Origin of the sequence: Plantibacter sp. MCCC 1A11337, from assembly GCF_013349365.1 — a bacterium.
GTDB lineage: Bacteria > Actinomycetota > Actinomycetes > Actinomycetales > Microbacteriaceae > Plantibacter > Plantibacter flavus_A.
Window position 1 is genome coordinate 427619 of record NZ_JABJWX010000002.1, and the last position, 12259, is coordinate 439877.

9 protein-coding genes are annotated in these 12259 nt (G+C 69.6%); 5 read left to right on the plus strand and 4 right to left on the minus strand.

All coding sequences use genetic code 11. The features are described 5' to 3' along the window. Window positions 1-155: 155 nt before the first annotated feature. Together HOW07_RS09335 and HOW07_RS09340 are read right to left on the minus strand one after the other, a co-directional pair. Window positions 156-1445, minus strand: a complete 1290-nt coding sequence (locus tag HOW07_RS09335) for an HNH endonuclease signature motif containing protein (protein WP_175116748.1) — start codon at window positions 1443-1445, stop codon at window positions 156-158. A 230-nt stretch (window positions 1446-1675) separates the two neighbouring features. Continuing rightward, window positions 1676-3712, minus strand: coding sequence for a beta-galactosidase (locus HOW07_RS09340; protein WP_175116749.1), 2037 nt, complete (start codon window positions 3710-3712; stop codon window positions 1676-1678). A gap of 228 nt (window positions 3713-3940) precedes the next feature. On the opposite strand from HOW07_RS09340, the gene HOW07_RS09345 reads away from it, so the two are divergent. The 5 genes from HOW07_RS09345 to HOW07_RS09365 all read left to right on the plus strand — a co-directional run bounded on the left by HOW07_RS09345 (window position 3941) and on the right by HOW07_RS09365 (window position 9930). After that, window positions 3941-5242, plus strand: a complete 1302-nt coding sequence (locus tag HOW07_RS09345; RefSeq protein ID WP_064295800.1) for an ABC transporter substrate-binding protein — start codon at window positions 3941-3943, stop codon at window positions 5240-5242. Window positions 5243-5301: 59 nt separating this feature from the next. After that, a complete protein-coding gene (locus tag HOW07_RS09350) occupies window positions 5302-6288 on the plus strand; it encodes a carbohydrate ABC transporter permease (RefSeq protein ID WP_079000704.1) in 987 nt (328 codons plus the stop codon). A 4-nt stretch (window positions 6289-6292) separates the two neighbouring features. Next, the gene (locus tag HOW07_RS09355) at window positions 6293-7195 is read left to right on the plus strand and encodes a carbohydrate ABC transporter permease (protein WP_158596641.1); all 903 of its coding nucleotides are present in this window, start codon (window positions 6293-6295) and stop codon (window positions 7193-7195) included. Window positions 7196-7268: 73 nt separating this feature from the next. Then, the gene (locus HOW07_RS09360; protein WP_175116750.1) at window positions 7269-8282 is read left to right on the plus strand and encodes a LacI family DNA-binding transcriptional regulator; all 1014 of its coding nucleotides are present in this window, start codon (window positions 7269-7271) and stop codon (window positions 8280-8282) included. 211 nt (window positions 8283-8493) lie between these two features. Beyond that, window positions 8494-9930, plus strand: coding sequence for a glucose-6-phosphate dehydrogenase (locus tag HOW07_RS09365; protein ID WP_079000708.1), 1437 nt, complete (start codon window positions 8494-8496; stop codon window positions 9928-9930). 84 nt (window positions 9931-10014) lie between these two features. Here HOW07_RS09365 and HOW07_RS09370 read toward each other — a convergent pair whose 3' ends face one another. Together HOW07_RS09370 and HOW07_RS09375 are read right to left on the minus strand one after the other, a co-directional pair. Beyond that, window positions 10015-11196: an alcohol dehydrogenase catalytic domain-containing protein gene (locus HOW07_RS09370; RefSeq protein WP_175116751.1), complete on the minus strand. Its 1182-nt coding sequence runs from the start codon at window positions 11194-11196 to the stop codon at window positions 10015-10017. A 90-nt stretch (window positions 11197-11286) separates the two neighbouring features. Beyond that, on the minus strand, window positions 11287-12210 hold the full coding sequence (locus HOW07_RS09375) for a LysR family transcriptional regulator (protein ID WP_175116752.1): 924 nt from the start codon (window positions 12208-12210) through the stop codon (window positions 11287-11289). Window positions 12211-12259: the final 49 nt, after the last annotated feature.

A 12259-nucleotide genomic window follows, 5' to 3' on the forward strand; every position in this document is an offset into this window, starting at 1 on the left:
TTCGACAAGCTCAGTGACCGAGACACCCGTTCCCTGAGCCTGTCGAAGGGCCCGCGGGGATGCGTGTTCTGGCCGTGGACGTGTGTTCGGGGCACTTCGACAAGCTCAGTGACCGGGGTCGGCTCGGTGACCGGGGTCGGTTCGGCGGCCGGCACTCAGAACGGCGGGACCGCGTCTGGTTCCGTGCGGTGTCGCCTGCCGTCGGGTGTGGTCCACTCGAGGACGCCATCGGGGCGATGGTCGAGCGACCACCCGGGCAGATGCTTCAGTCGGTGGTGATGTCGGCAGACGCACGCCAGATTGCCGACACTCGTGGTGCCTCCCTCTGCCCAGGCGACGGAGTGGTCGAGATCGCAGGCCCGAGCCCGTCTCCCGCAACCCGGCGCGCGACAGGTGACGTCGCGGAGGCGGACCGCTCGCTGCAGATCTGCCGGCACGCGGTACTGCTGCCGCCCGACCGAGACGACCGCACTCGTCTCCGGGTGCGTGAGCACCCTCGTCATCGAGGGCGCGTTGACCGCGAGCCGCGACGCGGTCTCGGGGTCGATCGGGCCGTAGCCGTCGAGGGTCGCCGGGGCCTCGCTCAGCCCCAGGAGGCTGAGCACGGGCACGGTGAGGTTCACCGTGGGCTGGATGTCGTCGAGCACCTCCACCGGCCGGGCGATCGGTGAGCGCCGGCCCTCGGGGTCGGTCTGGTCGGCCGAGGTGGTACCGCTGATGCAGAGCGAGCCGAGCGCGTCGGCGCGCAGCTGCTGACAGGCGCGGTCGTCGTCCGTCAGGTGGGCGGCACCGACGAGCGCGTCGAGGCGTTCTCCGATCGCGACGGCGACGGGCGCCGTGGTGAACAGATGAACCCACGCCATGCCGTCTGCTGCAGGCTCGATCTCCACCCGACGGTCGGCCTCCGACCTGGCCGCCCGCACGGTGATGGACTCCGGGTGCAGTCGCTCGCGGAGGGTGCGGGCCTGGTGCTGCAGTCGTGCGACAGTGGACTGCTCCGCGATGGCGAGGACCGTTTCGAGGAACGCGGCTCGCCCGTGCACCGGGATGTCTTGGAGCTGATCGGTGATGGTCCGCGCGTGCCGGCTCGAGATGCGACCGTCCTCCAGCGCGCGAAGGACATCCGGGGCATCGGCGACGAGCCGTTCGGCATCGCCGGTGGCTCGATGCAGGGTCTGCTCGGAGGCACGCGTCGCCATGGCGAGCGTCGCACAGGTGGAACGACGGATGAGCGCCTTCCGCTGTGCGGGCGTCTCGTCGTGCGACACGAGGCTGTCCGCCATGGCGTCGGCCAGGGCTGCCGACCTCGCGAGGAGACGAGCCTCCCGGGCGTCGAGTGCTGCACGCTCGCGCGCGATGCCGGCGAACTCGTCGGACAATTGCGCGAGGCGCTCTTCGAAGACGTCCACCGCGCGCACCGGGAAGGTGGTGGAGGTCTCGGTCATGACTCCAGTCCACCACGGACCACTGACATTCAAGATGGTCAGTTGACGAGGCTCTGACGGATTCGACGAGCGGTCGGGATGTGGAGCGGGGTCGCACTTCGACAGGCTCAGTGACCGGGTGTGTGGCTCAGTGACCGGGACCCCGTTCCCTGAGCTTGTCGACGGGTGTGATTGGTGAACGGGAATCCGGTCCCCGAGCCTGTCGACGGGCGCCTGAGCCCGCTCCTCGCTCAGCCGCCGAGCGGGGTCCGGATCACGCGGAACGCACCCGCCGGGATGACCACCGCACCCGAGACCACCGGCTCGCCCGTCAGGAGCTCGACCGCACCGGTCGTCGTGAGCTGCGCATCCTCGTCGCCATGGTTGATCGCGATCGTGAACGACGCCTCCTCGCCCCAGCGGGTCACGATCTCCAGCCCGAGCGGCGGTACCGGCGGCGCGTCGACGGCTGCCTGCTCCAAGGCTTCGGACAGCAGCTCCGACAGTCCGGCCTCGTCGAGCTTCGTGGAGACGTACCAGGCGGTGCCGGCGCCGAACCGGTTGCGGGTCACCGCGGGCTGACCGGCGGCGGGGCCGGTGACGTAGCCCGACACGGCCTCGGCTCCCTCGAGCACGATGTCGTCGCTCCAGCTCGAGCCGGTCCGTCCGTCGTCCAGCTGGACGGTCTCTCCCTCGTGCAACGGCAGGAACTCCGGGACCGAAAGGCCCAGCACCCGACGGAACGCTCCCGGTGCGCCACCCTCCCAGACGGCGTCGTGCTCGTCGACGACGCCCGAGAAGTACGACACGACGAAGGCGCCGCCGCCCTCGACATACGCGGTGAGGTTCTCGGAGGTCTCGCGGTCCGCCAGGTACAACGACGGGGCGAGGACGAGGCGGTAGCCGCTCAGGTCGTCGTGCGGGTGCACGAAGTCGACGGTGACGCCAGCCCGCCAGAGGGCGGCGTAATAGGCCTCGACGCGCTCGCGATGGTCGAGCTCGACCGACGGGCGCCACTCGAGGTCCTGGGCCCAGAACGACTGCACGTCCCAGAGGATCGCGACCTCGCTGCGCACCCGGGAGCCCACCAGCTCGTCCAGTTTGCCGAGGTCGTGACCGAGCGCCATGACCTCACGCCAGATGCGACTCTCCGTGCCGGCATGGGGGAGCATCGCCGAGTGGAACTTCTCCGCGCCGTACCGCGAGGCGCGGAACTGGAAGTAGAGGATCGCGTCGGCCCCGCGGGCCAGGTGGCTGGCGCTGTTGCGGGCGAGTTCGCCTGCGCGCTTCGCGATGTTGCGCGGCTGCCAGTTCACCGCCGAGGTGGAGTGCTCCATGAGGATCCACGGGTCGCCGCCGGCGAGTGAGCGGGTGAGGTCCGAGTCGAGCGCGAGCAGGATGTGGTTGTCCTCCCGCTCCGCGACGAGGTAGTAATCGTTGGCGACGATGTCGACCTCGCGGCTCCAAGCCCAGTAGTCGATCGAGCGACAGTTCGTGGCCATGAAGTTCGTCGTCACCGGGGTCTCCGGTGCGTACCGCTTGATGATGTCGCGCTCGGCGACGTAGCACTCGAGCAGGATGTCCGAGGTGTAGCGGGCGAAGTCGAGTCGCTGCGTCTGGTTGACGACGGAGGCCGAGACGCGCGGTGCGTCGATCTCGTCCCAATCGCCGTAGTCCTGCCCCCAGAAGCGGGTGCCCCAGGCGGCGTTGAGTGCTTCGATCGAGCCGTAGCGCCGCTGCAACCACGCCCGGAAGGCGAGCACCGAGCCGTCGGAGTAGTCCTCGCTGATCGGTGCGCCGTACTCGTTGTGCACGTGCCAGAGGACGACGGCCGGGTGTGATCCGTAGCGGGCGGCGAGCTGCTCGGTGATCGCGGCTGCGGCGCGACGGTAGGCGGGGGAGCTGGGGCTCGCGATGCCGCGTGAGCCGTGGCCGAGCCGCAGTCCCTCGCGGGTGACCGGATGGGCCTCGGGGTGGCGCTTCCAGAACCAGGCCGGTGGCACCGTCGTCGGCGTCGCGAGGTCGACCGAGATGCCGGCCTCGTGCAGCAGACCGATGATGTCGTCGAGGAAGCTGAAGTCGTATTCGCCCTCGCGCGGTTCGAGGACCGCCCAGGAGAAGATCCCGACGCTCACGAGGTCGACACCGGCCGCCTGCATGAGGGCGATGTCCTCGAGCCAGGTCTCCCGCGGCCATTGTTCGGGGTTGTAGTCGCCGCCGTAGCGGAGGCCGGTGGTGCCGGGGATCCAGGTGGCCCGTGCGGTGAGCGGGTCGAGCTCGATGGTCATGCTGCGTCTCCTGTGACTCAGTGGGCCGAGAGCGGATCCGTTCGATCGCCTGGCTGTGTGCGCTCCCAGTTCTATCACAGACTCAGGCGACAGGTCTCGCAGGATTTTCGATGTTGACAACGTGAAACGGTTGTGAATAACTGTAACCGCTCACAGGTACAACGACGTTCTCCATCGAAGCGTCGCTGCCCCGCACCAGAGCGCCCCAGCTTTCGACAAGGAGGACGAATGCGCAGCACGCTTCGCCACATCGGCATCGCCACGGTCGCCACGACGGCCCTACTGCTCTCCGGATGCTCGGCATCCTCGGGCGGCACGGAGTCCGGCCCCGTCAAACTCACCTACTGGGCCTGGGCGCCCAACCTCGAGCAGGTCGTGGAGCTGTGGAACGAGGACCACCCCGACATCCAGGTGGTCGTGCAGAAGCAGGACGGTGGCGACCCCGCCATCACCAAGCTGCTCACGGCCATCAAGGCCGGCAGTGGCGCTCCCGACCTCATCCAGGCCGAGTACCAGAAGATCCCGACGCTCGTGGCGTCCGACGCGCTCGCCGACATCTCGAAGCAGGGCGCAGCCGATCTCAAGGACGACTTCTCCGACGGCGTGTGGAACTCGGTCACGCTCGGTGGCGATGCGGTCTACGCCGTCCCGCAGGACTCCGGCCCCATGATGGCCTACTACCGCACCGACATCCTCGACAGCCTCGGCCTCAGCGTGCCGACGACGTGGGACGAGTACGCACAGGTCGCCCGGGCCGTCCACCAGGCCGACCCGACGAAGTACCTCGGCACCTTCTCCGCGAACGACGCCGGCTGGTTCGCCGGACTCGCGCAGCAGGCGGGTGCTTCGTGGTGGTCGATCGACGGCGACAGCTGGGGAGTCGACATCGACGCCGGCCCGACCGAGCAGGTCGCCTCGTACTGGGGCGGACTCGTCGAGGAGGGCGCGATCGACAACAAGCCGATGTACACGCCCGAGTGGAACGCCGGGCTGAACGACGGTTCGCAGGTCGGTTGGATCTCCTCCGTCTGGGCACCCGGCGTCCTCGGCGGCAACGCCCCCGACACGGCCGGCAAGTGGACCGCGGCCGAGCTGCCGCAGTGGGACGCCTCGAAGCCCTCCAACGGCAACTGGGGTGGGTCGTCCACCGCGGTGACGACTCAGTCGAAGCACGCCGAAGCCGCGGTCGAATTCGCCACCTGGTTGAACACCGACCCGAAGGCCGTCGCCGCGCTCGCCGACGTGTCCGGGGTCTACCCGGCCGCGACGAAGGTCGCCGCCGACGCCCTCAAGACGTCGCCCGAGTTCTTCAGCCAGCAGAGCGACTTCTACGACATCGCGTCGAAGGCCTCCGAGACCGTCGCGCCGTTCACCTACGGCCCGAACGTCAACGTCGCCTTCAGCGCCTACAACGACGAGTTCGCGAAGGCGGCCGAGGCGAAGACCGCACAGGCGTTCTCCGACGCCGTCGCCGCGATGCAGTCCATCACCATCGACGACCTGAAGAAGAGCGGCTTCTCGGTCAAGTAGTCCCACGGGGCCGGCTCATCGAGCCGGCCCCGCTCCCGCCCTCGACCCAAGGAATCGGCATGGCTGCACCATCCGCGCTGGACACGATCCGGCCCACCCAGGATCCACCGACAGGCTCGCGCCCGCCGGCCCGATCGCGCAAGAACCTGAAGAGTCGGGTGCTCATCCCGTACGCGATGCTCGCCCCCGGCATCATCCTGTTCCTGGTGTTCATGGCCGCGCCCATCGTCTACACGCTGTTCCTGAGCTTCCAGAAGAAGCAGGTCACGGGGCTCGGCCTCGGCTCCGGTGCTCGCACGACGGCCTTCGCGGGCTTCGAGAACTACCTCGGTGCATTCAACGACCCGGAGTTCGCGGCGAGTGTCGGACGCGTGCTGCTGTACGGCCTCATCCTCATCCCGTGCATGCTCGGACTCGCCCTGCTCTTCGCCCTGCTGCTCGACTCCCGTCGCACCCGGGCGGTCTCGTTCTCGCGCATCTCGATCTTCCTGCCGTACGCGGTGCCCGCGGTGATCAGCTCGCTGCTCTGGGGCTTCCTCTACCTCCCGGCTGTGAGCCCCTTCTACGCGATCTTCGACAGCCTCGGCTGGGACGCCCCGGAGATCCTGTCCTCGGGGACCATCATCTTCGGCATCGCGAACATCGCCCTCTGGGGTGGCGTCGGCTTCAACATGATCGTCATCTACACCTCGCTGAAGGCCGTGCCGAGTGAGATCTACGAGGCCGCCCGCATCGACGGCGCGAGCGAGATCCAGATCGCACTGCGGATCAAGATCCCGATCGTCGCCCCAGCGCTCGTCATGACGGCCCTGTTCTCGATGGTCGCCACCCTGCAGGTGTTCGCCGAGCCGACGACGTTGCGGCCGCTCACGAACAGCCTCTCCACGAGCTGGTCGCCGCTCATGCTCGTCTACCGCGACGCGTTCACCCGTGACGACATCTACTCGGCCGCCGCGACCTCGATCATCATCGCCGTCGCCACCTTCATCGTCTCCTTCCTCTTCCTCCGGGTCGTGCAGAAGCGAGCCTTCGGTCAGGAGGACTGACACCATGACCACGCTTCGAATCGACCGACCCGCCGGTGCGCGACGCCGCGAACGCGCCGGCAGCACGACCATGCGCTCCGACCGGCCCAGCGGCATCTCGACGGGCATCCTCATCCTCGGCGCGATCTACTGCCTCTTCCCCGTCTTCTGGGTGCTCATGGCATCCACGAAGAGCAGCGGCGAACTGTTCTCCACCTTCACGCTCGTGCCGAGCACCCATCTGTTCGACAACATCGTCGAGCTGACCCAGTACCGCGACGGACTCTTCTGGCGCTGGATGGTGAACACCGCGCTCTACGCGGGCATCGGTGCGATCGCCTCCACGTGGGTCTCCGCGATCTCGGGCTACGTGCTCGCCAAGTTCGACTTCCCGGGCAAGCGCACCGTCTTCAGCATCCTGCTCATGGGCGTGCTCGTGCCGGGGGTCATCCTCGCGATCCCGCAGTACTTCCTGCTGGCGAACGTCGGGCTGACGAACACCTTCTGGGGTGTGCTCCTGCCGCAGATCATCAGCCCGTACGGCATCTACCTCGCCCGCATCTACGCGGCCGCAGCGGTGCCGACCGACGTCATCGAGGCGGCCAGGACGGAGGGCGCGGGCGAGTTCCGCATCTTCGGACGCATCGCGATGCCGATGATGCTGCCCGGACTCGTCACGATCTTCCTGTTCCAGTTCGTCGCCATCTGGAACAACTTCATGCTGCCGTACATCATGCTCGGCGACGACTCGCTGTTCCCGATCACCGTCGGCCTCAACGGGCTGCTCAACCAGGGGGCCTCCGCCCCCGCGCTGTACACCCTCGTGATCACGGGTGCCCTGCTCGCCATCGTGCCACTCATCCTGATCTTCCTCATCCTGCAGCGCTTCTGGCGGGTGGACCTCGCGGCCGGTGCCGTGAAGGCATGAGCCGCCGTGGCCCGCACGGTGGCAGCAGAAGGTGCCGCCGTCGTGCGCGAAGCCTCAGCACTAGGCTGACGGGATGACCACCGTCCCGTCCCGTCGGCGCCCGACGATCGACGACGTCGCGGAGGCCGCCGGTGTCTCCCGCGGCACGGTGTCGCGGGTGCTGAACGGCGGGCGTTGGGTCAGCCAGGACGCGAAGGCGGCGGTGGACGCGGCGATCCGGAAGACCGGCTACCGCGTGAACCCGCACGCGCGGAGCCTCGCGACGAACCGCACCGGATCGGTCGCGTTCCTCCTCACCGAGGACCACCAGCTGCTCTTCGAGGACCCGAACTTCTCGATGCTGCTGACGGGGGCCGCGCAGGCGCTCGCCGAACGGCAGCTGTCGCTCGTGCTCATCATGGCGGGCAGCGCTGCCGAGCAGGAGCGCGCGCTCGCCTACATCGAGGCGGGTCACGTCGACGGCGTGCTGCTCGTCTCGGCGCACAGCGGACAGCGGCTCATCAGCGACATCGTGGACTCGAAGGTCCCGGCCATCGCGTGCGGCATCCCGCTCGGGTTCCAGAAGCGCCTCGGGTACGTGGCCGCGGACGACCTCGAGGGCGCCCGCGAGATGGTGGCGCACCTGCGTGGGCTCGGCCGGACGCGGATCGCGACGATCGCCGGACCCGAGGACACCCCGGGCGGCGTCACACGACTCGAGGGCTACCGGCTCGAACTCGGCGAGGCGTTCGACGACCGGCTCGTCCGGCACGGCGACTACGGCCGTGCGAGCGGTGAAGCGGCGATGAGCGCGCTGCTCGAGGCCGATCCGACGATCGACGCCGTCTTCGTGGCCAACGACCGCATGGCCGCCGGCGCCATCGACGCTCTGCGTACCGCCGGCCGACGCGTGCCGGAGGACGTCGCCGTCGGCGGCTTCGACGACTCGAGCATCGCGGTCGGCACCGATCCCGCCCTCACGACGATGCGTCAGCCGTTCGAGCGGATCAGCGCCGAGATGGTGCGACTGCTCCTCCAGGTCATCGAGGGCGAGCGGCCCGCGGCGATCACGCTCCCGACGGAACTCGTGGTCCGCGACTCGGCGTAGCGCGGGCGGCGTTCCGGTCCCTGCACTTCGACAAGCTCAGTGACCGAGTGGGGCTCGGTGACCGAGTGGGGCTCGGTGACCGAGTGGGGCTCGGTGACCGAGTGGGGCTCGGTGACCGAGTGGGGCTCGGTGACCGAGTGGGGGTCGGTGACCGGGGTGCGGGCGTGCGCAACCCCACGACGATCATCCGGCGCTCGGTCAGGATGGAACCATGAGCGACCAGTCCGACACCACCACCCAGCCCGATCCCGACACCGTACCCGGCATCCCGGACGCGGAGTCGCTGGAACCGACGAAGCGCACCATCGCGATCCTCGGTGCCAACGGCGACCTGGCCAAGCGGCTCCTGATCCCCGGCCTCGGCGAGGTCGTCGACGCCGCACGCGACATCTCGCTACAGATCATCGGTGCCGCCCGCACGCCGCAGCCGAACGAGGAGTGGCGCGCGACCGTCCGTGCCAGCCTCGAGGACGCCGGGATCGGGGCCCGGACCGTCGACGCACTGGTGTCGACGACGGAGTTCATCCCGACCGACGCCTCCGACCCCGACGAACTGCGTGCACTGCTCGACGCCTGCACCGGCTCACCGATCCTCTACATCGCGCTCCCGCCGTCCGCCGGGCGCAAGGTCGCCGAGGCGCTCGCGCAGATCGACCTGCCCGACGACCTCCTCATCGCCATCGAGAAGCCCTTCGGCGACGACCTCGCCGACGCCCAGGCGCTCAACGCGGCGCTCGCCGACGTCGTGCCGGAGGAGCGTCTGTGGCGCATCGACCACTTCCTCGGCAACGCGACCGTCCTCGGGATGCTCGGCCTCCGCTTCGGCAACCGACTCCTCGAGGCGGGCTGGAACGCGGAACAGATCGAGAAGGTGGAGATCCTCTACGACGAGGAGCTGGGGCTCGAGGGTCGTGCGGCGTTCTACGACCAGACCGGCGCGCTCCGCGACATGCTGCAGAGCCACCTGCTGATGGTCCTCGCGCTCACCGCGATGGAGCGGCCGGACGCGGTGACGCCGACCGACGTCCACGACCGCATCGCCGAGGTCCTCGGCGCCGTCCGGTTGTGGAAGGACGATCCGTCGACCGCCCGTCGCGCCCGGTACACCGAGGGTCGGGTCGGCGACCGGCTCTTCCCCTCCTATGTGGACGAGCCCGACGTCGACGCCTCCCGTGAGACGGAGACGCTTGCACAGCTCCTGCTCCAGGTCGACACCCCGCGCTGGCAGGGGGTGCCGTTCGTCCTGCGCTCCGGCAAGGGGATCGGCGACCCGCGCCGCGAGGTCGCCGTCCACTTCCGCCGCTCGGCCGCGCCGACGGGGCTCGACGCTCCCGACGGACACGCCGACACCGTCCTCCGGATGTCACTCAAGGGCGGTGCGGTGCACCTCGACCTCATCGTGACCGGGGCCGATGACGTCGACGGCCTGCGCCGGGTCGAGCTCGAGGCGGACCCTGGTGCCGCGACCCTGAGCGCCTACGCGCAGGTGCTCGCCGGCCTCCTGCAGGAGAACACGCTGCTGTCGGTGCGCGGCGACATCGCCGAGCAGTGCTGGCGCATCGTCACCCCGGTCGTCACCGCCTGGGCCGCCGGCGAGACGCCGCTCGAGGAGTACGAGGCGGGGAGCGCCGGTCCGACGGACTGGTGACCGGGCTCTGACGCACTGCTGACCGCCTGACACGAAACGACCCGCGCCGAATGATCGGCGCGGGTCGTTTCGTACAGTGGGCGGTTACGCCGACGGCTTCAGGACGACCTTGATGCAGCCATCCTCCTTCTTCTGGAAGGTCTCGTACATCGCCGGAGCCTCGGCGAGCGGCACGCGGTGGGTCGCGAGGTCGAGCACGCCGAGCGGGTCGGTGCTGTCCTCGACGAGGGGGAGCAGCGTCGGGATCCAGCGGGCGACGTTGCACTGACCCATCCGGAGCGACACCTGCTTGTCGAACATCGACTTCATCGGCATGATGTCCGCCTCACCGGCGTAGACGCCGCTCAGGGACACGACGCCGCCACGGCGGACGAGCTCGAGCGCGGTGTGCAGGGCGGCGAGCCGGTCGATGCCGGCGTGCTCCATGGCCGGTCGCGCGAGCGCGTCGGGCAGCACGCCGACGGCCGTCTGTGCCGCAGCCGCGATCGGCGACCCGTGGGCCTCCATGCCGACGGCGTCGACGACCCCGTCCGGGCCGCGTCCACCGGTGGCGTCGCGGAGCTCCGCGACCAGGTCGTCCGAGAGGTCGAGGGCACGGATGCCGTGGCGCTCGGCGAGGGCACGGCGCTCCGGCACCGGGTCCACGGCGAAGACCTCGAGACCGCGGTGCTTGGCGATGCGAGCCGCGAGCTGGCCGACCGGGCCAAGGCCGAGCACGGTGATCGAGCCGCCGTCCGGCACCCCGGCGTAGTCGACGCCCTGCCAGGCGGTCGGGAGGATGTCACTCAGGTAGAGGTAGGACTCGTCGGGCAGGTCGCGACCGACGACGATGCAGTTCGCGTCGGCGAGCCGGACCTGCAGGAACTCGGCCTGTCCGCCCGGCACCTGGCCGTAGAGCTTCGTGTAGCCGTACAGGGAGGCGCCGCTGCCGTGCTCCTTCACCTGGGTCGTCTCGCACTGCGACTGCAGCCCGTTGCGACACATGAAGCACTCGCCGCACGCGATGGTGAAGGGGATGACGACCCGGTCGCCGACCGCGACGCGGGTGACCTCGGAGCCGACGGCCTCGACGACACCCATCGTCTCGTGGCCGAGGACGTCACCGCGGTCGAGGAACGGGCCGAACAGTTCGTAGAGGTGGAGGTCGGAGCCGCAGATGGCTGCCGAGGTGACACGGATGATCGCATCGGTGGGGGCGGTGATCGCGGGGTCCGGGACGGTCTCGACCGACACCGACCGGCGACCCTGGTACGTGAGTGCGCGCATGGATGCTCCTTCGTCGTTGTCCGTCCACCCTGCGCCTCCCGGACGTCGGGCGACTGGGGGTGGACGTCTCGTCGGAGGGCTGATACGAGCTCAGCGTGCCGCGTCGGCGGCCACGCGCTGGAGACTGGCGAGCACCGACCGGACCGCGGACCGCGCCATCGCCTCCGGTCTGGCCAGGACGTCGACGTGCCGGACGAGGACCGCGCCGGCGACCGGTCGGAGGATCATGCCGTCGACGGCCAACGGCGCCGCCGTGGTGCGCGGCATGACGGCGATCGCAGCTCCGGTGCGGACGACCTGGGCGGCGACCGAGAACTCGTTGATGCGGTGGTCGATCCGCGGCGCCCGTCCGCTCAGAGCGCCCAGATGGTGAAGGACGCCGGCGAGCGGGAACCCTTCGTGCGTCGAGATCCAGCGTTCGTCCCGCAGATCCTCCGGCCGTACCTCCGATTGTGCGGCCAGCGGATGCGTCTCGTGCATCGCGATGTCCAGGGGCTCGACGAGCAGCGGCGTCACGACGAGGCGGTCGAGCGGCCACGCCGGCTCGTGCGGGAGGCGGTGGGCGACGACGAGGTCGTAGTCGGCGGTGAGACCCGCGAAGCGGTCCTGCGCGACGTCGGCGTCGGCGAGGAGGAGCCGCGGAACCGGACCGGTCGCATCGACTCCGGGGACGGGGCCGCCCGCGAGCAGTGGTCCGAAGAACGCCAGCCCAGCGCTGTGGAACGCGGAGACGCTCACGGGGCGCTGCTCGTGCTGGAGGAAGGAGTCCACGGCGTCCCTGGCCTCGGCGAGTGCCTCCTCCACGCGCGCGGCGGCGATGGCGAGGGCTTCGCCGGCCTCGGTGAGGACGAGGCGACGCCCGTGCTTCTCGGTGAGGGGCACCGGCATGGTGGCCTGCAGCGCAGCGAGCTGTTGCGACACGGCCGAGGCGCTGACGTGCATGGCCGCGGCGACCGCAGCGACGCTCCCGCGGTCGCCGAGTTCGCGGAGGAGCCGGAGGCGGGCAGGATCCATAAGTGATTCCTTCATCGTCGATCCAGACACTGGCCGTTGTTCTATCGTG

Excerpts from the sequence above, each read along its gene's own strand:
- HOW07_RS09335 (WP_175116748.1), bottom strand. The coding sequence starts at position 1,445 with ATGACCGAGACCTCCACCACCTTCCCGGTGCGCGCGGTGGACGTCTTC.
- HOW07_RS09340 (WP_175116749.1), bottom strand. The coding sequence starts at position 3,712 with ATGACCATCGAGCTCGACCCGCTCACCGCACGGGCCACCTGGATCCCC.
- HOW07_RS09345 (WP_064295800.1), top strand. The coding sequence starts at position 3,941 with ATGCGCAGCACGCTTCGCCACATCGGCATCGCCACGGTCGCCACGACG.
- HOW07_RS09350 (WP_079000704.1), top strand. The coding sequence starts at position 5,302 with ATGGCTGCACCATCCGCGCTGGACACGATCCGGCCCACCCAGGATCCA.
- HOW07_RS09355 (WP_158596641.1), top strand. The coding sequence starts at position 6,293 with ATGACCACGCTTCGAATCGACCGACCCGCCGGTGCGCGACGCCGCGAA.
- HOW07_RS09360 (WP_175116750.1), top strand. The coding sequence starts at position 7,269 with ATGACCACCGTCCCGTCCCGTCGGCGCCCGACGATCGACGACGTCGCG.
- HOW07_RS09365 (WP_079000708.1), top strand. The coding sequence starts at position 8,494 with ATGAGCGACCAGTCCGACACCACCACCCAGCCCGATCCCGACACCGTA.
- HOW07_RS09370 (WP_175116751.1), bottom strand. The coding sequence starts at position 11,196 with ATGCGCGCACTCACGTACCAGGGTCGCCGGTCGGTGTCGGTCGAGACC.
- HOW07_RS09375 (WP_175116752.1), bottom strand. The coding sequence starts at position 12,210 with ATGGATCCTGCCCGCCTCCGGCTCCTCCGCGAACTCGGCGACCGCGGG.